Consider the following 26,997-nt stretch of genomic DNA (forward strand, 5'->3'; position numbering starts at 1 on the left):
TCAGTCCCGCATTTCGGTCTGGCGTTCGACAGGGTCGATCAGCACGGCTTTCTGCTGGCGTACCAGCAGGTCGAGAATTTCATCCTGACGCTCGCCGAGAATCCCGTTGAAGCTGATGCCGCTGGATTTGGTCGGGGCGAGCATGGACACGCGATACAGCTCGACGCTCAGCGGCGAGTCGATGGACAGCGGCCCGCTGCCGTTACCGGCCAGTTCGCCGCCGACGATGATCAGCGACACCTGGGCGTCGAACGGGTCGAGCTTGATGTCGCGGTCGGTGTCGGTCAGGTCCTTGATGTGGCCGTAGACGCCGGTCAGCCCGTTGGCCATGGCCAGGTTTTCGTAGAGGCGGATGTTCACGCTGTTACGAATACGGATGCCGTGGCGACGGTTGCTGATCACCTTGTTGGCCCACAGCAGGTTGTCGGCACTCTCGTAGAGGGTGATGCCGTCGGTGTGGTTCTTGTAGATCTCGTTGTAGGCGATGACGTTGTTGACGCTGTTACGGTCGATCACCAGGCCCGACAACTTGTTGTCGTAGCTGCGGTTGTTGAAGATGAAGCTGTCGTTGACCTCACGGGAAATGATGATCCCGTGCTTCTTCTTGGTCCCGTAGACGGTGTTGTCGGCGATGATCAGACCGTGGGAACGGTCATGCGGGTCAATGCCGTAGACGATGTTGTCTTTGTAGGTGTTGCCCTTGACCACGAAGTCGCGGGTTTCGTAGCAGTAGAAGCCGTACCACATGTCCGAGAACTCGGAGCCGACGATCCAGCCGCTCGGTTCAGGGCGCTTGAGCACCTTGGCCATGTTCGGCGTGTACTGGGAAATACTCACGCCGTAGGACTTACTGTTGGCGTAACCGAAACTGGCGATCTTGCTGTTGGCGATGTAGGTCTGGGTGCCGCCCCAGGACAGCAGGAACGGACGGAATTCTTTCGGCGACTTGAAGGCCGCCGGGCCGTTTGCCTTCTCGCTCCAGCCCGTGATTTTGGTATCACGCACAAACAGCTGACCGTCGTTGACCAGGAATGAACCGGCCTCTTGGGACAGGCGCAATTCCTGGGTCTGCTTGTCGATTTCCAGGATGCCTTTCTCACCGACCACGATCGGCAACTTCGCCAGGAACACGCCCGGCGAGGTTTCGCTGAAGTACTGCTTGGGCAGCTTCTTGGTCAGGTCCTTGAGGTTCATGTAGCCGTCGTCGATGAAAATCGCCTGCGGGATGCCGTGCTGACGCACCACCCATTCGGCCATTTTGTTATCGCCGCCGATGAAGTCCTTCAGAGCGTTTTCCTGCATCATCCGGCGTACGCTGATCTTGCCGGCCTTGGTGCGCACGACTTTCGCAGCGATGGCTTCGGCGGTGTAGCCGGAGGTGTCTGGCAGTTTCGGTTTTTCCAGCTCCAGCGGCGCGGTTGGCGCGCTGCTGACGGTGTAGGTCTTGGCCTGCTGCAATTCCTTGGCCGTGGTGACCGGCTTGACCGGTTCCACATTGGCGAAGCACGCCGAGCTTGCCAGCAGCATCGCGCCGGCCAGCAAGGTCAGTGAGCCTCTCTTCGGACTGTTCATGTCAGGAACTCCCTTAGCGGTTCGCATCAGAAGCGCCAGATCACGTCGACAAACGCGCGGTGCATGTACGAGTCGACTTCTTTGCCGTAGGCATCGCCTGGCTTGAACACACCGCCACGCAAGCGCACGAGGGCCGAAGGCTCATCGATCGACTGGCTCAACGCGGCAGGCAACAGGCCTTGCTTGAAGTACTTGGTGACCACGAGGTCCATTTCCTGGCCGAGGTCTTTGTTGCCATCTTCCAGCGGCAGGGACGTGCTGGAGAGAATCGCGCCGGTCGGGTCGGTGTCGTTCTCGACGGCGTTGATGCCGTTGCTGCCGACCGGCTTGTTGCCGTCGACGCGCCAGAACTTGTGGTAGATCACGCTGGCGTCGTATTCGTCGTTGAGCATCCACGAACCGAACAACGTTGCGGTTTGCATGTTGTTCATTTCGCCACGGAACGCTTCGCCGAAACGGTGAACCCGCGAACGCGTACCGGTGTAGTTCGAACGGTTGCTTTCCAGGCCGTTCTGCTCGTAATCGGCACTGGCGCGGGCATAGGCTGCACCCACTTGCCATTGCGGATCGAGGCGCAGGCGCACGCCGATATCGGTGGCCCAGCCGTTGAGGTCTTCACCGCGCTTGGCTTCTGTCGGACGGGTACCGTCGGCGTTGAGCTGATTCACCGTGTCGGTGTCGCCGCTCATGCCGGTGACGCTGCCCCAGTAATTGACGGTGTTGGTGTTGCGGTAGTTGTAGGCGTCGCTGTCGGCGGTGAGGCCGAGCCAGCTGATGTCGCCGTTCTGTTTCTTGTCCAGCGAGTCGCCGGCCACACCCGGTTCCGGGTAGTCGAGCTTGCCGTCATCGTGGGTGTGATGACCGCGAATCCCGACCCAGTTGCCCGGCGTCCATTGGTACGCGGTATCGGCGTAGACGTGCAGGCGATCCTTGTCTTTCGGTGCCAGCTCTTTCAGGTCGGTGCGGTATTCGCTGAAGCGTTCGGCAATACCGACGTTGGCGCGCAACAGGGTGGTGTCGAAGGTCCAGTTCAGGGCTTCGATGTTGGTGTCGCGCCATTGGCCGTCGTCGTTGCGCAGGCGTTGGCGACCGAGCTTCAACTGCTCGCCCGGGTACGGCGTGAGGCCGCTGTAGCCGACCCAGAATTCGCGCATGGCCAGGTAATTTTTCTTGGTCTTGCGATCACCGTTGTCGGTGGTCTGGGTGCCGTCGTTGTCGGACTGCTGCAAGGTGTCGGTTTCGATGATGTCGGTGGACGTCACGGCCTGACCCATCGCGTAGGCGCTCCACGCGCCGCTCTCGCCATAGACCCAAGGGCGCAGGTCGAGGCCGACGCCGCTGACGTCGCCGCCACTGGCGGTGCCGAGGTCACGGTCGTCTTCGGACTGGCCGGTGACTTTCACGTCGAGACCGTAGTTCTTGGTGTCGGTCAAGGCCGCCAGGGTTGGGCACGACCACAAGAGGGCGAATGACAGGCCGATACCGGCCTTCACGAATGGATTCAACTTCATAGGGATTCCTCGCCGTCTTCTTCTTCCAGGGCATGCAGTTCCAGCGTGTTCTGACTCAAGGCACCACGAACGGCCTGTTCTTGTTTCAACAGGCGTTGGGCCTCGGCGAGCTGGGCAGGCGGCAGTTGGGTTTCGAGTGTTTGTGCAAGCTCGGTGGCTTGCGGCGTGTTCTGTGCCTTGGCCAATTGGCTGAAGACGTAAGCGTTAAGCGGGTTGGGCCGGGTGCCCTTGCCTTGGGAAAACAGCTGGGCGATGGCGAAGTCGGCACTGTTCTGGCCGTTGCGCGCAGCGGTCAGCAGGTGATCCAGGGCTTTCTGCGAATAGACCTTGCCCAGGTAACCGCGGCGGTAAATCTGGCCGAGGTAGTAATCGGCGGCGACTTCTTTGCCGACGGCTTTCTGGAAGTGCTCTTCGGCGACTTTCGCGTCGGCCGGCACCCATTTGCCTTCGTAGTAAAGCTTGCCGAGCAACAGTTCGGCGCGCGGCTGGTCAGCGGCGCGGCCGTTGTCCAGGTACTTCATCATCGTGTCGACATCACCGAGTTCCGGGAAGTCGTAGAGCAATTGCGCCAGGCTGACCCAGGAAGCGGGGTAGGCGGGGGCGATGTCTTCGAGCAGCGACTGAGCGGTTTTTTCGTCGGTCTTGCCCAGGCTTGCATCACCGAGCACACGCGCGACGCTGTCGACGCGTTGAGCGGAAACGGTGCCGCGGGTATGCGCCGCTTGCATCTGCTTGATCAGCTCGGCCTGCTGTTCCGGCTTGCCTTGCTTCTGGTAAACCGTGGCCAGCTCGACATAGCAGATGTCGGTGGTGTTCAACGCGGCTTTGCAGATGGTGACGACTTCGTCCAGATGCTGGTCGTAGGTGCCCTGGGTGCGATAGAGCAGCACTTGGGCCAGGCCCGCTTCCGGTTTGCCTTCGGCGCGCCATTGGCTGATCTGCTGTTGCGCGTTGACGTTGGGGAAACTGTGCGGGTATTGCAGGTACAGCATCGCCAGCGGAATCAGCGTGTTGCCTTCGCCATTGGCCGAGGCTTTTTTCAACAGGCCTTCGGCTTCGTGCTGTTCGGCTTCGGTGGAACCGGGCTTGGCCACCAGCAGGCGACCCAGGCGAGCCTGGGCGCGCGGCGAAACGTCGGCCGCGGCGCGATAAGTCGCCTCGGCCTGTTTGATCTGCGCCGGGTCGCGGCTGTCGACCTGGATATCGGCGAGGCCTACTTGCGCCTCGCTGTAGCCCAGGTCGGCCAGTTGCTTGTAGTTCTGCTGCGCCAGCGTGGTGTCGCCGCGCTTCAGGGCTTCATTGGCCAGGCGCTGGTCGGGCAGGCCGGCGCAACCGGCCAGGCTCACGGCCAGGGCCAAAGCACACACCGCACCCCTGTGGGAGCCAGCCTGCTGGCGATTCAAGCGGCTCGGTACATCAGACAAACCGCGGCGATCCCATCGCGAGCAGGCTCGCTCCCACAGGGACTGCGGCGTATTCGAGATTTTTGTGATGGTCACGGGCATGTCCTCTGCTTAGATACCGGAAGCCATGGCTTTATCGATCAGCCAGTTCAGGTTCGGGCCACGGTCGCTGTTCACTTCAACCGGGCGGCCAGCGAATTTGCTGTCCAGCGGCTCGTCAGGCTGGATCAGCACGCGGATGTCGGACGACAGGTCGGCGCTTTTCAGGCTGGTGCTGCTGACGATCTTGCCGGTGCGGGTTTTGTCTTCGCCGGCAATCTGGAAGCTGACGTTGGTGCCTGGACGCACGTCGCCGAACTGGCGATAGGAGAAGCGCGCTTCGACGTTGGCTTCGCTGTTGCGCGGCACCAGTTGGAAGATCACGTCGCCCTTGCTGGCGTACTGACCGTTGGCGACCAGCTGCTGGGCCACGGTGCAATCGCACGGCGACGTCAGGGTGCCGGTCATTTGCTTGCCGAACAGTTCTTCAACCTTGGCCGGTTGCAGTTGATTGTCGTCAAGATGGCCCTTGAGCACGTCGAGCATGCTGGTGCTGAACGTTGCGAGCGGAGCGCCTTTGGCGGCAATGCCGTCAGCCTTGATCAGGCTCTGCACGGTGCCGTCACGCGGCATGGTGATGTTCATGCCCGGCACGCTGACCAGACCGGCCTGCGCATGGCTGACGAAGTACATGCCGTACACCGATTTGAAGATGAAACCGAACGCCGCCAGGCCGACGATGAAAATCGCCAGGCTGAAGGTCACTGCACGCAGACGACCGAACGCGGTCATGCCGTGGCCGCCATCCTTGACCTTGCGCGCCTTGGTGAAGTTGTCGCGCTGCAGGGTCGCCAGCACTTCACCCATGCTGACGATGTCGCCGGCCAGGTGAGAGGTGATCAGGTGACGCAGGGTCGAGATGTCTTGCGGTTCCAGGTTCTGGAACTGGCAGCCGGCACGACCGGTCTGGCGGTCGACGGAGCGCACTTGCAGCTCCACGTCCATGGCCAGGCCAAGGTTATCGATGACGAACTGCAGGCGAGCCTTGTACACGTCGCCGATTTTCAGTGGCAGTTGACCGGCGTTGAAGGCCAGGCCGCCGGCAGAGAGGTCGATCACTCGAGCTTCCATCGGGGTCCGGTCCGGACCGAAGAAGCGCAGCTTGGCCGGAATTTTCACTCGGGCGTGTTGGCGCTGGGCTTCTGACTCATGCACTACGTTGGCGTTGACGGCGGTATTCATAGGGGCGATTTCCTGGTTAATTCAATAAGGGGGCGGTCAGACCATCATCAGCAGCACGGCAACAAAAATGCTGCCGGCGGAGAAGGTCATGGTCCGAGACGACCAAGTGTTGAACCAACGTTGAAAGCTGGCGAGATCACGGGTCAGTTTGGTGTCCTGGCGAGTCCAGGATTGTTGGTCGAGGCGGAAGAACACGTAGATCTTCACCAGCGCGCCGACGATCTGGTTGTAATAGAGAATCGCCGGGTAGGCCGGGCCGATCCGGTGACCGGAGCAGGACAGCAGCAGGGTCAGGATCAGGCGGGTAATGCCGATCCACAGCAGGTACACCAGGATGAACGCGGTGCCGTACTTGAAGGACGCGATGATCGCGACCGTCAGGCCCAGCAGCGAGGTCCACATCGACACGCGCTGATCGAACAGCACCACCGAGGTGAACAGACCGAGGCGTTTGACACCCAGGCCCAGGGCGCGGGCGTTCTGGCGCAGGTTGTTGCCGTACCAGCGGAACATCAGTTTGCGGCTGGCCTTGATGAAGCTTTTTTCCGGCGGGTGTTCCACGGTGTGGATGGCCGCGTCCGGCACGTAGAACGTGTCGTAGCCCAGGCGCATCAGGCTGAACCAGCTCGACTTGTCGTCACCGGTCAGGAACTTGAAGCGACCCAGGCGCCAGTGTTGCAGCGAGTCGCTTTCCACGTCCGCGATGAAGTCCGGGTCGGTGACCACGGTTGCGCGGAATACCGACATCCGGCCGGTCATGGTCAGCACGCGCTTGGACAGCGCCATCGAGCACATGTTGATGTGACGCTGGGCGAAGCGCAGTTTGTGCCACTCGCTCATGATGTAGCCGCCGCGCACTTCGCAGAACTCGTTGGTGGTCAGGCCGCCGACATTGCTGAACAGCTTGAACCACGGCACGGTCTTGAGCACGACGCCTTCGGCAAGCACGGTGTCGCCATCGATCACGGCAACCACGGCACGGTCGTCCGGCAGGTGGCGGGAGATGGCGCGGAAACCGTAGGCCAGGCCGTCACGCTTGCCGGTGCCGGGAATGCGCACGAAGTCGAGCTTGACCCGCTCCGGTGGATTCATCTTGGTCCAGAGGCTCTTCACCAGCTTCTCATCGGACATTTCCACGATGGAGCAGACCATGGTGGTCGGCAGGCCGCAGTCGATCGCTTCGCGAATCACCGAGGCATAGACCTGGGCGGTGGTCAGCGCGTCGATACGAAAACTGGTGACCATCAAAAACACATGGGACGGGTCTGCCGCTTTACCCAGCTTGCGCACTTTGCGCCGCAGGTGCGGGTAGACCACGTACAGAAACAGCATGCCGCGCAGGAAGTGCGTGGCACCCATCGAATAGCGCCAGATCCCGATGAAGCCGATGAGGAAGATAAAGTCCTTCGAATCGGAATCGAATGTGGACGCAGGCAACGCCATGGCGATGCCCATCAATAAACTTAGGTAAAACAGCCAACCGGCGGCCTGAAGTAGGCCGTGCTTTAGCCTGTGCATAATCTGCATCCGTCTCGATCTCGGGCGAGCCTGTGGGGTGGCCCGATGGGGTTAAGGCAGGCGAAAAAGCCGGGAGGGTTTGCAGGCTGGGGAACGCCGCAAACCCTCCCGATGCCGCTTGTTACCAGCAGATGCCTTCAGTCCGGCCACTCACGCTGGTGGCTTGAGACATGAAGCCGACCAGATCGATCACTTGCTTGCCGTGCGGAGCGTTCTGCGCCAGGGCGCGGAATTTCTCGTCACGGTTGCCGAGGATGATCACGTCGGAGTTGTTGATCACTTCGTCGAAGTCGGAATTGAGCAAGGACGAGACGTGAGGGATCTTCGACTCGATGTAGTCCTTGTTCGCGCCGTGAACGCGGGCGTATTCGACGTTGGCGTCGTAGATGCTCAGGTCGTAGCCTTTGCCGATCAGCATTTCTGCCAGATCAACCAGCGGGCTTTCGCGCAGGTCATCGGTGCCGGCCTTGAAGCTCAGGCCCAGCAGGGCAACTTTGCGTTTGTCGTGGCTGGAAACGATGTCGAAGGCGTTTTGCACCTGGGATTCGTTACTGCGCATCAGCGAGTTCAGCAACGGCGATTCCACGTCGAGGGCGCCGGCGCGGTAGGTCAGGGCCCGCACGTCTTTCGGCAGGCACGAGCCGCCGAACGCAAAACCGGGGCGCATGTAGTACTGGGACAGGTTCAATGTCTTGTCCTGGCAGACCACTTCCATCACTTCCCGACCATCGACGCCGCACGCCTTGGCGATGTTGCCGATCTCGTTGGCGAAGGTCACCTTGGTGGCGTGCCACACGTTGCAGGTGTACTTGATCATCTCGGCAACGGCGATGTCCTTGCGGATGATCGGCGCGTCGAGTTCTTCGTACAGCGATTGCAGAACGTCGCCCGATGCCTTGTCGAACTCGCCGATGACGGTCATCGGTGGCAAGTCGTAGTCGGCAATCGCGGTGCTTTCACGCAGGAACTCAGGGTTCACCGCCACACCGAAATCGACGCCGGCTTTCTTGCCGGAGCAATCTTCGAGAATCGGGATGACAACGTTTGCGACCGTGCCTGGCAGTACGGTGCTGCGAACCACGATGGTGTGGCGGGTGGTTTTGTCACGCAGGACAAAACCGATCTCGCGGCATACCGCTTCGATGTAGTTCAGTTCCAGATCGCCGTTCTTCTTGCTCGGCGTGCCGACGCAGATCATCGACAGGTCGGTGTCGCGAATCGCTTCTGCGAAGTCGGTCGTACCGCGCAGGCGGCCGGTTTCGATACCCTTGGCCAGCAGTTCGCCCAGACCCGGTTCAACGATCGGCGATTTGCCGGCGTTGATCATATCGATCTTGTCTTTGGCGACATCGACGCCAACGACGTCATGGCCCCGTGCAGACAGGCAACCGGCACATACTGCACCGACGTAACCCAAACCAAATATGCTGATGCGCATCGCATTTACCTCTGTATTTATCAAGCCATTACATGGCCGGAGTTAATGGTGTTCAGCGGTCATAGTGCACTCGGAAGTTTGGGCGACAGGCGCCGCAATGCCGTGTGCAGGCATACTAAGTTCCGAGTGTCTAAATAAGTGCACTCAAGGTGTGCGCAACTAGGCCTTATTATTATGGTCTGCCCTGTTATGCAGCCGAGTCCTCTGGTCAGAGGTCATCCGTGCAAAGGTCTTGCGCGCTCAATGCCAGGCCATAAGCCCGTAAATCAAGCGGTTCGGGTGCTCGGGAGAGCACGTTTATAGGGGCGCAGCCTTGGCCGTGTAGGGGATAGTAGTGATGCGTTATCTCCTGTCCTTCATGTGTTGCCCAAATCAGGGATTATTTAGCCGAAGTTATTGTGACAACTTCGCTACGTGGTCTCTTCTCTGCGTAAGTTATCTCGTACATGTTCAGAGATAATCGTTACCGGTGGTATGAGCTACGCATTTGGACATAGTTCCTGTCCGCCCATCGCGAATTCTGAAATTTCTTGAAATATTGAGAAAGATGGCACTACTTTCAAATTGATGGCACGTGCTGTCTCACCCTTGTTACACGGGGCGATAAGCAAGAAAGATAGTTTTGTGCCACTACCGATAAAAAATTTCAGTGCCACTACTGAAAAAATTCATCGGCGTCGAGTGAAACTAAAGTTAGGAAAGTGACCGATGGTTTTCTGGCGCCAAGAGGTTGGCGATTCGGGCGGGAAATTGTTGGACGATCAGACGCAGGCGCACGACGGAAAATTTGCGGTCGTGCGCCGATCAGGTGCGTTACTCGGGGGCGTGATCGCGAAGAAACACCAAGTTGTCCGGTTTGGATTGTTCGGCGCTGTATCGATAGCCCTGAATATCGAATTGCTTGAGGGCTGCCGGGTCGTTGATGCGTTCTTCGATGACAAAGCGGCTCATCATGCCCCGGGCTTTTTTCGCGTAGAAGCTGATGATTTTGTACTGGCCGTTTTTCAGGTCCTTGAACTCGGTATTGATGATGCGAGCCTTCAAGGCCGTGCGTTTGACCGCCGAGAAGTACTCGTTGGACGCCAGGTTCAGCAGTACGTCATCACCCTGGTCGGCCAGGGCTTCGTTCAACCATTCGCTGATGCGCGTGCCCCAGAAGGCATAGAGGTCCTTGCCGCGGGCGTTGGGCAATTTAGTGCCCATTTCCAGGCGATACGGCTGCATCAGGTCCAGTGGGCGCAACAGGCCATACAGGCCGGACAACATGCGCAGATGCTGTTGGGCATAATCGAAATCGGCTTCGCTGAAGGTTTGCGCGTTCAACCCGGTATAAACGTCACCCTTGAACGCCAGCAATGCCTGCTTGGCGTTTTCCGGTGTGAAGGCCGGGGTCCAGCTGCCGAAACGTGCGGCGTTAAGCCCACCGATCTTGTCGGAGACGTGCATCAGTTCACTGATCTGCGCTGGCGTCAGGTCGCGCAACTGCAGGATCAGCTCCTGGGAATGGTCGAGGTATTGCGGCTGGGTGAAGCGCTGGGTCGCCGGCGGTGTTTCGTAGTCGAGGGTCTTGGCGGGGGAAATCACCATCAGCATGAAGTCGTCTCCTTTAATCGTGGGGGCGATTCTAGGGGGTTGTGCCTAATGACTCCAGCTATCAAGGCCATAGGTGATCGGCGGTGAGCCCGTTTTTCTTGGCCGGTGGGACGCACTGTATCGGCTATAGTGCCGCGCGGGTTTTGTTATGGAGACATCCCATTGCGTATCGTTTTTCTTTTATCAGCCTGGCTGTTGAGTTTCGGTGCCGTTGCGGCGCCGGGCGATGTCGCGACGCTCGATCGCAGCACCTGGCCTGAACAGCTCAGCAATCCGACGCTGTTCGATGTCGCCTCGCGCGCAGAGATTCTGATGTTCGCTCGCGTGCTGCTGGCCAGTGAATCGCTGGACGAGGCGAGTATGGCCCAGCGCCTGGGCCTGCGCACGATCAACCTGGATTCGGTCAATAACCTGCGTCAGCGCCTGTGGCAACGCTTGCTGACCAACTACAACTTTGCCCAGCAAAGCTGCGATCAGGATGCTTCCTTCTGTTTTCTGGTCGAAGACATGGCCACCTTGCGCGAGCAAGCCGCCAAGTTTCAGGTCAGCGAGGACAGCTACTACATAAAGTGGGCGGAACCGAGCCGGCTGTTCCATGCGCAGTACCTCGACGAGCAGTTGCGCAAGGCTGCGCTGTTTCCGCAAACCAGTAGCGAAGTCGATCGTTTTGGCGACTACGAGCGCAACGGCGAACAGATGCATGACCGGCTGTTCCTGTTGACCTTCGACAGCGCCGCGAATGCCGCGCCGGACAACACGGAGTGGGTCACCGAGTACCTGCGCAAGGCGAAGATGACGGGTACGTTCTTCGTCCTCGGCAAGGATATTCAGGCGCGCTTGAGCGAGCGCTCAGTGGCGAGCCTGCAGGCCACTTATTCGACGCAGTGCATCGGCGTGCAAGGCTGGGAGTTTCGCTCCCACAGCCACTGGCAGGACTGGCAGGACTCGGTGCGGCGCAGTGCCGAACTGGTCAAAAGCAAATTGCCGGAGAACTATGTACCGCTGTTCCGTCCGCCCGATGGCCAGCGCCGTTCTGACGCGGAAGGCTTCTTCCGGTCCCAGGGCTTGCAGGTGGCGCTATGGGACATCGATGCCCAGGACGGCGCCGGCAAGCTCAAGGCCAACCAGAGCGCCCAGCGTGTGTTGACCCTGATGCTGTTGTGGCGGCACGGGGTGATCAACTTCAACATTAAGCAGGACGGGGTGAAAACGGCGATGCCCTGGCTCATTACGCAAACGGCGCCAAGCGGGATCGGTTGGGAAGACTGTCAGGACGCGTTTCGCTGAAACGGGAAAAGCCCGTAAACATTGGGCGAGGGGTGATTTCAGGCAAGAATTCGGTGCAGGCGGACTTCCGACTTTAACGGCACATTGCCTTCACGCCAAGGGCTATTCGTCACTCTGAAAAATAAACTTCAAAAAAGCGTCAAAGTGCTTTTTTCTGTCACAGGTTTTGGAGTATTACGAAGACAGACCGCCGAAACCTGCAACACAGGTGGCGTCTCCCAAGACCCCAGTTTGTGTGCAGTTCACTTGAATCATCACAGGTGGATTCGGCAGTCACTTCGAGGCGCAGCACCGCCAAGGTATTGCGTCGAATGGCTCCCACAAAGGTGACCGAGTATGGATGATCACGGACGTAGTTCTTCCTCCAACCAGCCAATCCTTTATGTACTCGATACCAACGTATTGATTCACGATCCAAACGCCCTGCTTAACTTCGAAGAACACCACGTCGCGATCCCGATGACCGTGCTTGAAGAGCTGGACAAGCTCAAGAGCGGGCATCACAGCGTGGCTGCGGAATGCCGCCAGGCGATTCGCCTGATCGACAAGACCCTGGGCGATGCCAGCCCTGAAGACGTTGAACTGGGCGTACCGATCCAGCGTGGCAAAAGTGGGCCGAAGGGTTTGCTGTCAATTCTGATGAGCAAACGTACTGAACCGAACATCATTCTTCCCGAGCACCTGAACGACAACATCATCATCAACCAGTTGATCGACCTGCACGCGCGCGAACCCAAGTTGCCCGTGGTGCTGGTCACCAAAGACATCAACATGCGCCTCAAGGCCCGTGCCTGCGGGATCGCGGCCGAGGACTACAGCACCGACCAACTGGTTGACGACGTATCGCTGCTGCCCAACGGCTATCACAACATGGTCGGGTCTTTCTGGGACCTCGTAAGGAATGTCGAAACCCGTCAGGATCACGGCCGCACCTGGCACCAGGTGAAGATGATCGACAATCTGCCGGCAGTGCATATCAACGAGTTCATCATTGACGAACAGGGTTTTGTCGGCTGGATCAAGGAGATCGACGAAGACAAACTGCTGATTCTCGACCTGCATCAGGAACCCCTGTTGCACCAGGAAGCCTGGGGCCTGAAACCGCGTGACATCTATCAGAGCCTGGCGCTGTACGCCTTGCTCGATCCGGATATCCACCTGGTCAACCTGTCGGGTGCGGCCGGTTCCGGTAAAACCATCCTGGCATTGGCGGCGGCCATCGAGCAGACCATGGTCAGCAAACGCTATCGCCGGATCATCGCGACGCGCAGCGTGCAGGGCCTGGACCAGGAGATCGGCTTCCTGCCCGGCACCGAAGCGGAAAAAATGGAGCCTTGGCTGGGCGCCATCACCGACAACCTTGAAGCCTTGCACATGGATGACGAAAACACCCATGGCAGCGTCGACTACATCCTCAGCAAAGTGCCGTTGCAGTTCAAATCCCTCAACTACATCCGGGGTCGCAGCTTCCAGCAGAGCCTGATCCTGATCGATGAATGCCAGAACCTCACGCCGCACCAGATGAAAACCATCATCACCCGCGCCGGCGCCGGTTCCAAAGTGGTGTGCCTGGGCAACCTGGCGCAGATCGACACCCCTTACCTGTCCGCGACCAGCTCCGGGCTGACGTACCTGACTGAACGCTTCAAGGACTTCCCGAACGGCGTTCACATCACCCTGCAAGGGGTGCCACGTTCGATTCTGGCCGAATACGCCGAATCGCATTTGTAACCCTTTACCCAAACCGGGCGGCCCTCGTGGGTCGCCCGGTTTTATCTATCGCATTTATCCATGCGCTGAACGTCCTTCAGGCATTCCTTGTCTATATTTTTTCGAGATGAAAAATACACATCTCCATATTTCCTAAATCAAGACAGTAGAGTTTAGAGCGAATTATTTTGGGAGCTATTTTATTCGTTGGAGATGCGAATTGACTCTGAAGAAAAAACATCGCGGTACTTTATATGTAATAGCGTACCGAAAAATACTGCGCTAGCCCCAGAGACAACAAGTACGCCTCCGATTGAAACGAATGTTGATAGCCATGCTCCAAAAATTGGCCCGCTAATCATAAATATCAACATTAAACTGCGGGTGGTTGCTGATACTGTTCCTAAATTAGATACAGGGCAGTATTTCTGAAGGGTTATGCCAAATCCTAGAGATGTCAGACATATGCGTAACCTGCAATGGAAAACAGTAGTATGAGTATTGCTAATGTTGTCAGATTACCTGGTTCAGTTAATAATCCTGCCGTTGCTACCATTATGCCAAATACAAGTAGGGAGAGCGTCGAACAGAAGAAGATTCTTTGGGGGTAAACCAATTTGAAGCTCAGGCCCGCAATAATTCCACCTAGTGCGGTAGAGCTAACGATGACTCCAAATGCGTATGCATCAAGCCCTATGTTTTTTATATGTAGACTGAGTAGCGAATCATAGCATCCCAGTACGGCAGTTTGGGTCAACGCACAGATAAAAAATAGTTGTGTGGATGGGCCGGTACTTAATAATATTTTTAGGGCTTTTAAACTCCCAAAGGACCGTATCTCAGATTCGTGTATCTTCTTTTGCCGGTTACTCATAGAAAGCAAAATCACACAGAATATCCCTAACAGTGAAAAAATCGCAGAAATCAAAAAGCCGTACGCCTTGTCTGACATGCTTGCAATAACACCCGCTGTTAAAGGTGAGCAGACCTTGATGAACTGATCCATTACCGTGATCAGTGAAATATTACTGACCAAGTCTTTATTTGTAAGCAGCTTTCTCGTCAAGATTGTTTCTGCCGCACTAGAGCCAAGGTTCGACATTCCCTTGAGGCAGACTAATGTTAAAAAAATAGACTCAGAGTTTGCTCCAAATAAAAGGCAGGCAATGATAAGTCTAAAGGTGAAACTTATTAATAAAAATTTTACTGGGCTAGTATGGTCTGCTAAAACACCGATTAATGGTCCCAAGAAAAGTGTTGGTAATCCATACAGTGCTGCTGCATATCCCAAAGTTTTTGGCGAAGCGTCATATGCAAATGTAAGTACAGTGAAGATTAAAATGAAGTCTACCCAAAGTGTTACAGAGCTACTAAGTCGTACTCCACATAAATAGCCGTACCCGTTCACCTTGGGGAAACTCACTGCTCTCTCCTCTTGGTGTGATACATCATGTTATCTACAACAAACGTGGATATATTATTGGTTGAGCAAAATAACTCAAGATCTGAAAATGTGTTTATAAACCCTTTGCCCTTGAAATTTAACGAGGTGTTACAAAGAACGCTGACCCCTGACTGCTTTTTGAACTCCAGTAATAGCTCATACATTTTAATATTGTCTTGAAGGCTGACAGTTTGAACTCTTGCTGTGCCATCAATGTGGGTAATTGCTTTGAGTCGTTTGTCAATTACATGATGAAACGACAGCATGAATTTACTTTGAATACAGTTCTCAAAGTAAAGCTTAGCATCCTCCTCTATGCAAATAGGAGCTACTGGACGATAGTGCTCTCTTTTTTTTATGGAGTTTAGTTTTTCAGTGGTGTTCACAGAAAATGGTGCCGCTATTATTGATCGATTACCCAGGGCCCTAGGTCCTATTTCACAATTTCCCTGAACCCAACAAATAATCTCTCCAGCAAGAAGCGCTTTGCACACGCGTTCAAGCACCAATGGACTTGACGAAAATGAGGACTTCTTTGCGTGGTTGAAAATAAAAGATTGTCCTGAATAAACGGACCATTCAAGTTTTGATTTGCCAGTTAATAAATGTTGCGCAATGGCAGACGCCCCGATACCGACACCGGTATCATTTGTGCAGGGTGGAACAAAAACTCCTTCGAACAATTCAGAGGTTTCCCATTTCTTGTTCCATTCACAGTTCAAGCCACAACCGCCAGCTACTAAGAGTGGAAGCTTTTCGGTAATGTTTGCACTGATGAAGTCATAGAACTCGTTAAAGAGTTTATCTGATAGCTTTCTAGCTAAATTACAGAATTTCGTTGTGTTTACACCTATGTTGTAATAGCCGCTATCCTTTAGGTCGAGTTTGTTGAGTGTGTCGATTGCTGAGTTGCAGTTTGTTATGTAGTCAATAACTTTTGACTCGAATGCGTCTGGCTCACCGTTTTTTCCAAATGCAGCCAGCGCCATCATTTTACCCGCGTCACCAAGCCTGCAATAACCTTTTTTTAGATTGAACGTTGGATCTGCCAAACCATAGGCAAATGCATAGCGAAGACCTGGTCCTTGCATAATATTGCCTATAGTTTGTATCGTCATGTCTGGGTTGATTTTATAAAAGTTGCCTATAAAACCTTCCCAAAGTAATACATAACAAGATGTTGTGTCTGCATAGGGAGACAGCGCGTAAGAGGCGAGTATGTGGGATATTTCATGGCTACAGTTAATCCACGCTATATTTTTCGCCCCAAAATTGCAGGTGGTTTGTTCGATATTAAGGCCAAGATAACCGCCTTCAGTTGGATGATTTCTGGGGTCTATTCCTTCAGCCCATCCGCTTACAGCGATTGCGTCCAGATCTTCTATGTTTTGAACGGCGTGAATTATTGCTGAGCTCAGGGAGAGAGGGGCGTATCTATTGCCGCCATTCTTTTCCGATTCATAACTGAAAACTAATTTTCCATTTTCAATTAGACATACGTGGCCGTCATGACCAGTATTTATGCCTAGTATTTTCATCGCTATTTCCTTATGGGTTTTAACCAAAATAGGTACATTTCGCTGAAAAAATTTGGATTGAGGTTTTCGAATAACTCCCAAGTGTAAAAAAGAGAATCCATATTCGAAGTATCATTGAACTTTCTAAGCTCGGGAGATTTTCTTTGTCCTCCATTTTCAAAACCTGCGAACTCACAATTTAGAGTTCTTGCAAGTGAGTGGATCTCTCGGGTTGTGAACGATTTTTCTAGTGGGTTGAAAAGTAAATCCATACACCCACTTCTACTGAAGAAGTCTTGTGAGTTAACTATTTCATTTATTCTTTTATAATTGTAGTTTTGAACTGCCAGGTTTCGTATTCTTTCTAAATTGCATGGCGTATAGGGGATTTCGTTTTCAGACGCAAGGTTAGCCAAGTCTGCTATAGGGGTTCGAGCGTATGCGCTATATAGTCCTATTTTTGCAATGCCACCATCTTCTAGGGCGGAAAGAATCGCTTGGCATCCTTTCAAAGGATCTTGTAAGTGATGCAAAACTCCAATGCACTCAATAAGGCTAAACCCTATATTTAAAGATAGAATGCTGTTTAGGTCGCCGCGGATGAATTCTAGATTTCGAATTTTGTATTCGTTTCTCTTGTTTGTAGCATATTGCAAGCTTGACTGGCTAACATCCAGTCCTATGATTTTTGCGTGTGGATAAGTTAAGGCAAGTTGAATGGCGTGTCGTCCTGTTCCGCATCCTGCAACTAATATGTTGTTGTTTGGAGGTGCTTGCTTTGAGTTTAGCGTCCTGAAAAGTTGATCAAGTGTCGTTTTGGAATGTTTTGGTTTGGATGTCCATGTTGGGTACGGGTTTGCTTCATAAAAATCCTGGATAAGCGTTTTGCTTTTCAAGAGGGTGGGCGGTGTGATTTCTTTTTTTTGTTTCGTGGGAATCTGGCTGTCTAATTGGTATGGGCTTTTTAATGAGTTTATGATTGCCCCTTCTGAGTAAGACTCCAATATTAATCGAGCGTCAGTTTTTATTGTTGACGACTCTTTTAGGTTTTTTGATTTTAGTTTTTCAATGTTCGACAGTTCTTTTTTATCAGCAAAGTAAATGAAGTCATTTAACTTGCATTGCTTTTTTAATGCGGCAAGGAACGCTTGGTGTGTTTGGTTGTAGTTGTTGCTGAGTATGGATGCTATAAGTGTCTGTCTTATTGTTATAAGGGCACCCTCTATGATGTGGTTGGAAATTAGGCTGTTGCTCAGGAGGCTTAGTGCAATCTGATCTGATTCGATAATGTCCAGCAAAAGTGCGGGGTAGTTATCCGGTGTATGTGTAGTCTTTGCAGGTTTTAGTGCTAGCTGCGAAAAATACACTCTGGCTAGTGCATCTTTATCTATTCCTTCGGTATTAAAAAGTACCGCTAGGCTGGCGAATGTTGCAGCATCAAATGAGGTGAGATGGATCGACTGAAGTAGGTCAAGATAGTTGTACGCAATGGTGTTTTTTGTGAAGCCTTCTATTTTTGTTGCTGATTGGTATGTCCAGATTGCTGCATTGATTTTTCCATTTTTTTCCTGAACTGATGCCAGGTTTTGATGGAATTTAAGTTTGTCCGTTGCTGATGGTTCCGGTAGGTCGCAAGCCAGCTTGTAAAGGTACTCTGCTTTCTTCTTGTCGCCCAGTTTCTCGCATAAAGCCGCCAAATTATTCAGTGCTTTTACGTTGTTTGAATTGTTTTTTATACTTAGTTCGTATAGCCGTGCCGCTTCTTGAAGGTCGTTGTTCTTGAAACTGGAATCCGCCATTATTCTGGTTTGTTCGGAGTATTCTTCTTTTTTTAATGTGTCATCGTGCATGTGAGCACCTAATGATGATTTTGTTTATGTTATTGCTTCAACAGCTTTACAACTCCAGGGCTAAGAGGGTCTTGCAAGCCATGTCCTCCTGCTAGAACAAACAATGAGTGCTCTTTGAATCCATCGATTTTTATAAGTTTATTCAGTAAGTCATCTATAAAGTATCCGGTTAACCAAGTGTTAAGATTATGAGCGGTGGCTACGAGGTTGAATGTCTGAGATAAATGTCCAACATCCATTAAGGCCGATCGGTAGGCGCGCGAGTGCGGGTATTTCCACCAAAGCTTATCAAAGCGCGAACTCATTACTATCAGGAAACTTGCATCCACTGCGAAACTTTGATGGCATAAAATTTGTGATAGATCGGCGTTTATTTCACTATCCAATTTTGTTAGCACATGTTGGTGGGACCTATAGTGATAGATGCCGCGCTCTAGGTTACTAACATTTAAAGCGATCAAGTATGCCTCGGTTGCTTGTAAACACCCTGCACTTGGTGAAGATCTACGATAACCAACGGTTAAAACGCCGCGTTCTGCGAGATTTTTTTTATGCGAGTCACCGTGGATTTTTCCGAATGTACTGAAAAGTATGTTAGATACAATTTCCAGTGGAACAGGCTCGCCATTGAAATTTCGACTTGTAATTCTCTCCCATAAGGCTTTTTTCAAGCTATAAGAATCGATTGCGTTGCTGTCCCAACGGGGGAGTTCTACTAATTCGCCTTCTCGCTCAATATCAAGATTTGGGGCGCTTTCGGCGATGCTTTCGCAAAAGCTTACATAGCCTGTTTCTTTATTTTCTTCTGTGATTGCTAAGTCATTCGGAAAATTATGCTTGCTTCCAAGATGAAATATTTTTGAAACAAGGTCCCAGCCCCAAGGACCATTTAAATTTTGTATTTTTTGATGCTGCTCAGCCTTTTTGCCAATTAGTAATATTCCTGCTTCAATCAGTATTTCATCCTCGGGTTTTGATGTGTACGGCATACCAATTGATTCGTTTAGCTCGAAAATTCTGTCAAGATAACTTCGATCGAATATTTCATACTGTTCACCTGTTTCCAGGTTCCATAATCCGAAGATTCCTTCGTTTAAGGTGATTATTAGGTTCTCATTGACTTTAAACTCGCTCATCTTCACTTTCTCCACGAAAATTGTGCCGAGAGAGTGTGGTGGCTCCCTCGGCATTGGCCGAAATTAATTGACCAGTTTTGATTCCGGTTTCGCAGGCGTAATCAGGATGTTGTAAGCGTTATTGGAAAGTGCAGTTAGTCGAGTTTGCAGATTTGCTTTGCGCATAATAAGAACCTCTCGTTTGTTTGGGTTGAAGTCATTTGACTTCATTTGCGAAGCTATTCGCCTTGTAATTGGTAGTCAATAACTCAACTTGTAGGAGTGTTCGTGTTTAATGGGTTTATATGTCCTACCCAAAACTCCTACTTAAAGCTATTTTTTTTAAGGTAATCAAATTGTTGCGGATATACACTTCAGCCACACTTACGCAGATGTATTCTGAAACGGTCTTAATCGGTAGTATTTGGTTACGTAATGGCTGGCCTCGTGGGGACTTCAACCAATACCAGAAAAATATTGACCAAGAAGAGGAGAAGAATCCTGATTGACGAATGCCAGAACCTCACGCCGCACCAGATGAAAACCATCATCACCCGTGCCGGCGCCGGTTCCAAAGTGGTGTGCCTGGGCAACCTGGCGCAGATCGACACCCCTTACCTGTCCGCGACCAGCTCCGGGCTGACGTACCTGACTGAACGCTTCAAGGACTTCCCGAACGGCGTTCACATCACCCTGCAAGGGGTGCCACGTTCGATTCTGGCCGAATACGCCGAATCGCATCTGTAACCACGTCACCGAAACCGGGCGGCCCCAAAGCCGCCCGGTTTTTTTATGCCTGACACAGCTCCTACAGGGGGATGTCAGCCAGCGGATAATCTTGCGTGCGGAAATTTGACCCACAGGTTTACAATCGAGGCTCTTGATCAGGAGTAACCCTGTGCTGACTCATCTCGATTCCCAAGGTCGCGCCCACATGGTCGACGTCACCGAAAAAGACGTGACGTTCCGTGAAGCGACGGCCCAGGCGCTGGTGCGCATGCTGCCCGAAACCCTGCAAATGATCGTCAACGGCGGCCATCCCAAGGGTGATGTGTTCGCCGTGGCGCGCATCGCCGGCATCCAGGCCGCGAAGAAAACCAGCGACCTCATTCCTCTGTGCCACCCGTTGATGCTCACTGGCGTCAAAGTCGAACTCAGCGCTGAAGGTGACGACACCGTGCGCATCGTCGCGCGCTGCAAGTTGTCCGGGCAGACCGGCGTCGAGATGGAAGCGCTGACCGCCGCGAGCGTTGCGGCGCTGACCATCTACGACATGTGCAAGGCCGTCGATCGCGGCATGACCATTGAAAGCGTGCGCCTGCTGGAGAAACTCGGTGGCAAGAGCGGCCATTTCCTGGCGGATCAACCATGAACGTTACCGTGAAGTTTTTCGCTCGTTATAGAGAGGCACTGGGCGTCGACTCGGTGAAGGTCGAAGGCGATTTCGCCACCGTCGATGACGTTCGCGCGCTGTTGGCCAAGCGTGATGGCGCCGAGGTATTGAGCGAACAGAACCTGATGTGCGCCCGCAACGAAGACCTCTGCCAACTCGACGAACCGGTGAGCGATGGCGACGAAGTGGCGTTCTTCCCGACCGTGACCGGGGGCTGAGCCGTGGCCATTCGTGTGCAATCCACGGCGTTCGATCCGGGCGCCGAAGTCAACGCCATGCACGCCGCCAATGTCGGTGTCGGCGCGGTGGTGAGTTTTGTCGGCTACGTGCGCGACTTCAATGACGGGCTAGACGTTGCCGGGATGTTTCTTGAACACTATCCGGGCATGACCGAAAAGGCCCTTGGCAAGATTGTCACCGAGGCCGAGCAGCGCTGGCCGTTGCTCAAGCTGGAAGTGCTGCATCGCATCGGCGCGCTGGAGCCTGGCGAGCCGATCGTCTTTGTCGGCGCCGCCAGCGCCCACCGCCAGGCGGCGTTCGACGCCTGCGCCTTTGTCATGGACTACCTGAAAACCCGTGCGCCGTTCTGGAAGAAGGAAAACACCAGCGATGGTGCGCGTTGGGTTGAAGGGCGTGACAGTGATCATGCGGCGGCGGATCGCTGGAAGCAGTGATCAAACGTTTTTGTCGGCTGCTCTGGCCCCATCGCGAGCAGGCTCGCTCCCACAGTTGATCTGCATGAACTCAAAATTTGTGTACGACGACGTTCCCCTGTGGGAGCGAGCCTGCTCGCGATGGGGTCATTAGCTTCACCCAATACCTTCATTGCTCACCACCCGACTATCGGCCGGCACATTTTCCTTCCTCTAATTGACGCTTCATACATAAAAGTCCAGTATGGAATTATAAGTACAAAAAGCGCATTCCCCCGTTTCTGCTCTTTCTTCTGTCTTGCCAAACCAACAACAACCCGCGAGAGAACGAACATGAAGAAATTCCCCCTCATCACCGGTCTGGCCCTGAGCCTGTTGGCGTGCAGCACTTTGTTCGCCGCCGAGAAAACCCTGCGTATCGGCATCGAAGCGGCTTACCCGCCGTTTGCGTCCAAAACCGACAAAGGCGAAATTGTCGGTTTCGACTACGACATCGGCAATGCCTTGTGCGCGCAGATGCAGGTCAAGTGCGTCTGGGTCGAAGGTGAGTTCGATGGCCTGATTCCTTCCCTGAAAGTGAAGAAAATCGACATGGCGCTGTCGTCCATGACCATCAACGAAGACCGCAAGAAGTCGGTGGATTTCACCCACAAGTACTACTTCACCTCATCGCGTCTGGTGATGAAAGAAGGCGCAACCGTGGATGATCAGTACGCCAGCCTCAAGGGCAAGACCGTCGGCGTGCAGCGTGCGACCACCACCGATCGTTACGCCACCGAGGTGTTTGAACCCAAGGGCATCAACGTCAAGCGTTACGGCAACAACGAAGAGATCTACATGGACCTGGCGGCTGGTCGCCTCGATGCCATTTTTGCCGACACCATCCCGCTGAACGACTTCCTGTCGATGCCCCGTGGCAAGGGTTACGCCTTTGTTGGCCCGGAGCTCAAGGACCCGAAATACGTGGGTGAGGGGGCCGGGATTGCGGTGCGCAAGGGCAACACCGAGTTGGTCAGCCAGTTGAACACGGCCATCGACGGCATTCGCGCCAGTGGCGAGTACCAGAAGATTTCGGACAAGTATTTCAAGTCTGATATCTACGGCGACTGAGCAATCGCATCGCCAGCAGGCTGGCTCCCACAGTTGAATGCATTTCCAAGGTGGGCCAGCCTGTGAGTACATTCCAGGGTGAGAGCCCGCCACTGTGGGAGCCAGCCTGCTGGCGATGCGGTCGTGGGATCATGCAAATCTCTGGAAACAGCCCGAATTTAATCCCTTCTTAACCGCCTTATCGTTTATTTCCCGACATCTATTCCATGCGCCCCGGGCTCTCCAAGGTCCGGGCCAGCGTGTAGACTTCCGGTCAATCGAAATCTAGAAGGGAAACGCAATGAGCGAGGAAACGATGCGGTTGGGCCGTGAGCGGCGCTACCTGGTGTTGCTGGGCATCATCTGCCTGGCGCTGATCGGTGGCGCGCTGTACATGCAAATCGTACTGGGCGAGGCACCGTGCCCGCTGTGCATCCTGCAACGCTATGCCTTGCTGCTGATCGCCATCTTCGCGTTCATCGGTGCGGCGATGCGCACCCGCCGCAGCATCACGGTGTTTGAAACCCTGGTGGTGATCTGCGCCCTGGCAGGCGTCGGCGTAGCCGGGCATCACGTCTATACCCAGTTCTATCCGGCGGTGAGCTGCGGCATCGATGTGTTGCAGCCGATTGTCGATGGCCTGCCGCTGGCGAAGATCTTCCCGCTGGGGTTCCAGGTCGATGGTTTCTGCTCCACGCCGTACCCGCCGATCCTCGGTCTGTCGCTGGCACAGTGGGCGTTGATCGCTTTTGTACTGGTGGTGGTGCTGGTGCCGTTGCTCACTTCGCGTAACCGCAAGACGCTGCACTGAGATCATTCGCCGCATCGCTGAATAACACCTGAAAACGCCCCGGCCCTCGTTGAGAGGGCCGGGGCGTTTTGCCTTTCAGGGGTGCGGAAAAAAAGACCTTGATGCGCGACAAGAACGGGTGCGGCACATGTGCGACATGTTGTCACAGTGCGAGTGTCGCAAGACGTTTCAACGAGTCGGATTGGTACGTGTAGACGCAATGAAATTGGCCTGATTATTTCGCTGCTGGCTTCAACGCTCTCAACCTGGAACAGGCCGTTTTAACAGGCTCTGGCAAATTGCCAGAACCCTTGTCACATGGGGGCTTGGGCTGGGTCGAAGGGGAGGGCAGAGCCTTCGATACTGTCTGAACTGCGTGCGGTAGACCTACTATTTTTGGTGTTTTTGTTGAGAATCAATTTCGATAACATGGCGCACTTTTGCAAAAAACGTCAAGGATTGTTGCTGGAATGGATAAAAATTATTTCGGGATGAGACATGGTTTATGAATCGTTACATATCTACAATCGCCCGCACTGAATTCCCGGCACTGCTCACCCTGACTCAGGTGCATGAGCAGCAATAGGACGTCGAGAAGCCGGATGGCTTCATGCGATGCCTCTGGTGTCGGTGCCTTCCAACTATCCGCACCAAATGGAATTGGTCTGTAACAAGGCCTTTGACCACGAATTCGAATAAGAACTCACCGCTGGCCCAGGATTTGTCGAGCAGCGTCTGACGCGCGACGGGCAGCCACTTATTCAATCCAAGAAAATGCCAACCCTTGGCAGGGTGAAGTGTTGGCGATCAAAACCCAACTGCATTGCGCAAGCTGCTTTAGAGGTCGTGAGATGAGTAAAAACAGGTACCCCAGACTACTAGGCTTATTGCCGCTGATCGGCACATTGCTGCTGTCAGGCTGCAACATGACCTTGCTCGATCCCAAGGGCCAGGTTGGCCTGGACGAGCGAAACCTGATCATCACCGCAACGCTGCTGATGCTGTTGGTCGTGGTTCCGGTCATCATCATGACGTTCCTGTTCGCCTGGAAATACCGCGCGTCCAACACTGACGCCGTCTACACGCCAAAGTGGTCGCACTCCACCAAGATCGAAATCGCGGTGTGGGCTGTTCCGGTGCTGATCATCATTGCCCTGGGTTACGTCACCTACAAGTCGACCCACGCGCTGGACCCGTACAAGCCGCTGGAATCCGACGTCAAGCCAATCACCATTGAAGTGGTCGCGCTGGACTGGAAGTGGATGTTCATCTATCCGGAGCAAGGCATCGCCACCGTCAACAAGATCGTGTTCCCGGCGCACACGCCGATCAACTTCAAGGTGACTTCGGACTCCGTGATGAACTCGTTCTTCATCCCGGCGCTGGGCGGCCAGATCTACGCGATGGCCGGCATGCAGACCAAACTGCACCTGATCGCCAACCAGAACGCTGAAATGGACGGTATCTCCGCCAACTACAGCGGTGCTGGTTTCACCGGTATGAAGTTCAAAGCTATCGCCACTTCCCAGGAAGATTTCGACGCCTGGGTCAGCGAAGTCAAAAAGGCACCTAAACAGCTTGAAAAAGCTGAATACGAAGCCCTTTCCAAGCCAAGCCAGAACAACCCAGTCGAGCTCTACTCCTCGGTCACGCCGAACCTGTTCCAGATCATCGTCGACAAGTACGAAGGCATGAAACCGGGCAAGCCGCTGCACCACGAGAAGAAAGAGCACGAAGTGGCCGCCACGGAAGGGATGGACATGAGTTCGCATTCAGCTGCCGGGGCAGAGGAGTAAACGATGTTTGGTAAATTAAGTTGGGAAGCGGTCCCGTTCCACGAACCGATCGTGATGGTGACCATCGCCATGATCGCGCTCGGTGGTCTGGCGCTGTTCGCTGCAATCACCTATTTCAAGAAGTGGACCTACCTGTGGTCCGAGTGGCTGACCTCGGTCGACCACAAGAAAATCGGCGTGATGTACATCATCGTTGCCATGGTCATGCTGCTGCGCGGTTTTGCCGACGCCATCATGATGCGTACCCAGTTGGCCATGGCCACCGAGGGTTCGCCTGGCTACCTGCCACCTGAACACTATGACCAGATCTTCACCGCTCACGGTGTGATCATGATCATCTTCATGGCGATGCCATTCTTCACCGGCCTGATGAACCTTGCAGTGCCGCTGCAGATCGGCGCGCGTGACGTTGCCTACCCGTTCCTGAACTCCCTGAGCTTCTGGCTGCTGGTCTCCGGCGTCGTGCTGATCAACCTGTCCCTGGGCGTCGGCGAATTCGCCAAGACCGGCTGGGTTGCCTATCCACCGCTGTCGGGCCTGCAATACAGCCCGGGCGTGGGGATGGATTACTACATCTGGGCGCTACAGCTCTCCGGGTTGGGGACGACGCTGACGGGGGTCAACTTCCTGGCCACCGTGCTGAAGATGCGTACCCCTGGCATGAAGCTGATGGACATGCCGATCTTCACCTGGACCTGCACCTGGGCCAACGTCCTGATCGTGGCTTCGTTCCCGATCCTGACCGCTACCCTGGCACTGCTGACACTTGACCGTTACATGGATTTCCACATTTTCACCAATGAACTTGGTGGCAATCCGATGATGTACGTCAACCTGTTCTGGGCCTGGGGTCACCCCGAGGTTTACATCCTGATTCTGCCGGCGTTCGGGATCTTCTCCGAAGTCATCTCGACCTTCACCGGCAAGCGTCTGTTCGGCCACCACTCGATGGTCTATGCATCGGGCGCGATCTCGATCCTGGGCTTCATGGTCTGGCTGCACCACTTCTTCACCATGGGTTCGGGTGCCAGCGTCAACGCCTTCTTCGGTCTGGCGACGATGCTGATTTCGATCCCGACGGGGGTGAAGCTGTTCAACTGGCTGTTCACCATTTACCAAGGGCGTCTGCGTTTCACCAGCCAGGTTCTGTGGACCCTGGGCTTCATGGTGACCTTCGCCATCGGCGGCATGACCGGCGTACTGCTGGCCATTCCGGGTGCGGACTTCGTCCTGCACAACAGCCTGTTCGTGATCGCTCACTTCCACAACGTGATCATCGGCGGTGCGGTATTCGGTTACATCGCCGGCTTCGGCTTCTACTTCCCTAAAGCGTTCGGCTTCAAGCTGCACGAAGGTTGGGGCAAGGCAGCGTTCTGGTTCTGGATCTCGGGCTTCTTCGTCGCGTTCATGCCGCTCTATGCACTGGGCTTCATGGGCATGACCCGTCGTCTGAACGCCACCACCAACCCTGAGTGGGTGCCGTACCTGTACGTCGCCATGTTCGGTGCGGTGATGATCGCTGTGGGCATCGCCTGCCAGCTGATTCAGCTGTACGTCAGCGTGCGTGACCGCAACAAGCCGGAAAACATGTGCGAACACGGCGACCCGTGGAATGCCCACACGCTGGAATGGTCGACCTCGTCGCCACCACCGTTCTACAACTTCGCCGTGCTGCCAAAAGCGGAAACCATCGATCCGTTCACCGAAGCCAAGGAAAACGGTACCGCGTACCAGGCTCCTGCTCGTTACGAACCGATCCACATGCCAAACAACACCGCGACCGGCCTGGTCATGGGTGCTCTGTTGACCGTGTTCGGTTTCGCGATGATCTGGCACATCTGGTGGCTGGCCATCGTTGGCCTGGTCGGCACCGTGGGCTACTTCGTGATCCACGCTGCCCGCGATGATCAAGGCTATATGGTGCCGGTCGACGTGATCGAGCGCATTGAAGCCGAGCAGCACAAGCGTCTGGTCGCGGCCGGGAAAATCCCAGCCTCCGCCACCCGTGTTGAAACCTCGTTGGAACAGGCTTAAACC

General features: G+C 54.4%; 20 protein-coding genes and 1 pseudogene. 10 read left to right on the forward strand and 11 right to left on the reverse strand.

Annotated elements, in window-relative coordinates; all coding sequences use genetic code 11:
- The 7 genes from algG to yaaA all read right to left on the reverse strand — a co-directional run bounded on the left by algG (position 1) and on the right by yaaA (position 10,316).
- Entirely contained in the window at positions 1-1,572 is a 1,572-nt protein-coding gene (algG, locus tag B723_RS10190; RefSeq protein WP_017336628.1) for a mannuronan 5-epimerase AlgG, read from the reverse strand.
- 26 nt (positions 1,573-1,598) lie between these two features.
- Positions 1,599-3,083 carry an alginate export family protein gene (locus B723_RS10195; protein ID WP_017336629.1) on the reverse strand — a complete coding sequence of 495 codons (1,485 nt, stop codon included), beginning with the start codon at positions 3,081-3,083 and terminating at the stop codon, positions 1,599-1,601.
- The gene (gene algK / locus B723_RS10200; protein WP_080995178.1) at positions 3,080-4,582 is read right to left on the reverse strand and encodes an alginate biosynthesis TPR repeat lipoprotein AlgK; all 1,503 of its coding nucleotides are present in this window, start codon (positions 4,580-4,582) and stop codon (positions 3,080-3,082) included. Before algK ends, B723_RS10195 begins: the two co-directional genes overlap by 4 nt.
- Positions 4,583-4,597: 15 nt before the next feature.
- Positions 4,598-5,767 (reverse strand): alginate biosynthesis protein Alg44, encoded by a 1,170-nt coding sequence (locus tag B723_RS10205; protein ID WP_017336631.1) that lies wholly within the window; start codon positions 5,765-5,767, stop codon positions 4,598-4,600.
- Positions 5,768-5,803: 36 nt separating this feature from the next.
- Complete coding sequence (gene alg8 / locus B723_RS10210) at positions 5,804-7,285, reverse strand: mannuronan synthase (protein WP_414879412.1); 1,482 nt, start codon at positions 7,283-7,285, stop codon at positions 5,804-5,806.
- 121 nt (positions 7,286-7,406) lie between these two features.
- On the reverse strand, positions 7,407-8,723 hold the full coding sequence (locus B723_RS10215) for a nucleotide sugar dehydrogenase (RefSeq protein ID WP_017336633.1): 1,317 nt from the start codon (positions 8,721-8,723) through the stop codon (positions 7,407-7,409).
- 813 nt (positions 8,724-9,536) lie between these two features.
- Entirely contained in the window at positions 9,537-10,316 is a 780-nt protein-coding gene (gene yaaA / locus B723_RS10220; RefSeq protein ID WP_017336634.1) for a peroxide stress protein YaaA, read from the reverse strand.
- A 162-nt stretch (positions 10,317-10,478) separates the two neighbouring features.
- Between yaaA and B723_RS10225 the strand changes: the two genes are divergently transcribed.
- Entirely contained in the window at positions 10,479-11,603 is a 1,125-nt protein-coding gene (locus tag B723_RS10225; RefSeq protein ID WP_017336635.1) for a polysaccharide deacetylase family protein, read from the forward strand.
- A gap of 336 nt (positions 11,604-11,939) precedes the next feature.
- Complete coding sequence (locus B723_RS10230; protein WP_052909687.1) at positions 11,940-13,334, forward strand: PhoH family protein; 1,395 nt, start codon at positions 11,940-11,942, stop codon at positions 13,332-13,334.
- A 436-nt stretch (positions 13,335-13,770) separates the two neighbouring features.
- Here the strand turns inward: B723_RS10230 and B723_RS10235 are convergent, their stop codons facing one another.
- The 4 genes from B723_RS10235 to B723_RS10250 are packed head-to-tail and all read right to left on the reverse strand — an operon-like array spanning position 13,771 to position 19,260.
- On the reverse strand, positions 13,771-14,736 hold the full coding sequence (locus B723_RS10235; protein WP_080995112.1) for an MFS transporter: 966 nt from the start codon (positions 14,734-14,736) through the stop codon (positions 13,771-13,773).
- Positions 14,733-16,295 (reverse strand): carbamoyltransferase C-terminal domain-containing protein, encoded by a 1,563-nt coding sequence (locus tag B723_RS10240; protein WP_017336639.1) that lies wholly within the window; start codon positions 16,293-16,295, stop codon positions 14,733-14,735. Before B723_RS10240 ends, B723_RS10235 begins: the two co-directional genes overlap by 4 nt.
- Positions 16,296-16,297: 2 nt before the next feature.
- Positions 16,298-18,124 carry a class I SAM-dependent methyltransferase gene (locus B723_RS10245; RefSeq protein ID WP_017336640.1) on the reverse strand — a complete coding sequence of 609 codons (1,827 nt, stop codon included), beginning with the start codon at positions 18,122-18,124 and terminating at the stop codon, positions 16,298-16,300.
- A 29-nt stretch (positions 18,125-18,153) separates the two neighbouring features.
- Entirely contained in the window at positions 18,154-19,260 is a 1,107-nt protein-coding gene (locus tag B723_RS10250) for a SagB/ThcOx family dehydrogenase (RefSeq protein WP_033037190.1), read from the reverse strand.
- Positions 19,261-19,737: 477 nt separating this feature from the next.
- On the opposite strand from B723_RS10250, the pseudogene B723_RS10260 reads away from it, so the two are divergent.
- The 8 genes and pseudogenes from B723_RS10260 to cyoB all read left to right on the forward strand — a co-directional run.
- Positions 19,738-19,986, forward strand: a pseudogene (locus B723_RS10260) (PhoH family protein); the annotation flags it as partial.
- Positions 19,987-20,137: 151 nt separating this feature from the next.
- The gene (gene moaC, locus B723_RS10265) at positions 20,138-20,611 is read left to right on the forward strand and encodes a cyclic pyranopterin monophosphate synthase MoaC (RefSeq protein ID WP_017340381.1); all 474 of its coding nucleotides are present in this window, start codon (positions 20,138-20,140) and stop codon (positions 20,609-20,611) included.
- Positions 20,608-20,850: a molybdopterin converting factor subunit 1 gene (gene moaD, locus B723_RS10270; protein WP_017340380.1), complete on the forward strand. Its 243-nt coding sequence runs from the start codon at positions 20,608-20,610 to the stop codon at positions 20,848-20,850. Before moaC ends, moaD begins: the two co-directional genes overlap by 4 nt.
- 3 nt (positions 20,851-20,853) lie before the next feature.
- The gene (gene moaE / locus B723_RS10275) at positions 20,854-21,306 is read left to right on the forward strand and encodes a molybdopterin synthase catalytic subunit MoaE (protein WP_017340379.1); all 453 of its coding nucleotides are present in this window, start codon (positions 20,854-20,856) and stop codon (positions 21,304-21,306) included.
- A 312-nt stretch (positions 21,307-21,618) separates the two neighbouring features.
- Positions 21,619-22,395: an ABC transporter substrate-binding protein gene (locus B723_RS10280; protein WP_017340378.1), complete on the forward strand. Its 777-nt coding sequence runs from the start codon at positions 21,619-21,621 to the stop codon at positions 22,393-22,395.
- 280 nt (positions 22,396-22,675) lie between these two features.
- Positions 22,676-23,185 (forward strand): disulfide bond formation protein B, encoded by a 510-nt coding sequence (locus tag B723_RS10285; protein WP_017340377.1) that lies wholly within the window; start codon positions 22,676-22,678, stop codon positions 23,183-23,185.
- Between the two features lie 830 nt (positions 23,186-24,015).
- Positions 24,016-24,960, forward strand: coding sequence for a ubiquinol oxidase subunit II (cyoA, locus tag B723_RS10290; protein ID WP_017340376.1), 945 nt, complete (start codon positions 24,016-24,018; stop codon positions 24,958-24,960).
- Between the two features lie 3 nt (positions 24,961-24,963).
- The gene (gene cyoB, locus B723_RS10295; protein ID WP_017340375.1) at positions 24,964-26,994 is read left to right on the forward strand and encodes a cytochrome o ubiquinol oxidase subunit I; all 2,031 of its coding nucleotides are present in this window, start codon (positions 24,964-24,966) and stop codon (positions 26,992-26,994) included.
- The last annotated feature ends 3 nt before the right edge of the window (positions 26,995-26,997 follow it).

Origin of the sequence: Pseudomonas fluorescens NCIMB 11764 (assembly GCF_000293885.2) — a bacterium.
Classification (GTDB): Bacteria; Pseudomonadota; Gammaproteobacteria; order Pseudomonadales; family Pseudomonadaceae; genus Aquipseudomonas; species Aquipseudomonas fluorescens_B.

Excerpts from the sequence above, each read along its gene's own strand:
- algG (WP_017336628.1), bottom strand. The coding sequence starts at position 1,572 with ATGAACAGTCCGAAGAGAGGCTCACTGACCTTGCTGGCCGGCGCGATG.
- B723_RS10195 (WP_017336629.1), bottom strand. The coding sequence starts at position 3,083 with ATGAAGTTGAATCCATTCGTGAAGGCCGGTATCGGCCTGTCATTCGCC.
- B723_RS10205 (WP_017336631.1), bottom strand. The coding sequence starts at position 5,767 with ATGAATACCGCCGTCAACGCCAACGTAGTGCATGAGTCAGAAGCCCAG.
- alg8 (WP_414879412.1), bottom strand. The coding sequence starts at position 7,285 with ATGCACAGGCTAAAGCACGGCCTACTTCAGGCCGCCGGTTGGCTGTTT.
- B723_RS10215 (WP_017336633.1), bottom strand. The coding sequence starts at position 8,723 with ATGCGCATCAGCATATTTGGTTTGGGTTACGTCGGTGCAGTATGTGCC.
- yaaA (WP_017336634.1), bottom strand. The coding sequence starts at position 10,316 with ATGCTGATGGTGATTTCCCCCGCCAAGACCCTCGACTACGAAACACCG.
- B723_RS10230 (WP_052909687.1), top strand. The coding sequence starts at position 11,940 with ATGGATGATCACGGACGTAGTTCTTCCTCCAACCAGCCAATCCTTTAT.
- B723_RS10240 (WP_017336639.1), bottom strand. The coding sequence starts at position 16,295 with ATGAAAATACTAGGCATAAATACTGGTCATGACGGCCACGTATGTCTA.
- B723_RS10245 (WP_017336640.1), bottom strand. The coding sequence starts at position 18,124 with ATGCACGATGACACATTAAAAAAAGAAGAATACTCCGAACAAACCAGA.
- B723_RS10250 (WP_033037190.1), bottom strand. The coding sequence starts at position 19,260 with ATGAGCGAGTTTAAAGTCAATGAGAACCTAATAATCACCTTAAACGAA.
- moaD (WP_017340380.1), top strand. The coding sequence starts at position 20,608 with ATGAACGTTACCGTGAAGTTTTTCGCTCGTTATAGAGAGGCACTGGGC.
- B723_RS10280 (WP_017340378.1), top strand. The coding sequence starts at position 21,619 with ATGAAGAAATTCCCCCTCATCACCGGTCTGGCCCTGAGCCTGTTGGCG.
- B723_RS10285 (WP_017340377.1), top strand. The coding sequence starts at position 22,676 with ATGAGCGAGGAAACGATGCGGTTGGGCCGTGAGCGGCGCTACCTGGTG.
- cyoA (WP_017340376.1), top strand. The coding sequence starts at position 24,016 with ATGAGTAAAAACAGGTACCCCAGACTACTAGGCTTATTGCCGCTGATC.
- cyoB (WP_017340375.1), top strand. The coding sequence starts at position 24,964 with ATGTTTGGTAAATTAAGTTGGGAAGCGGTCCCGTTCCACGAACCGATC.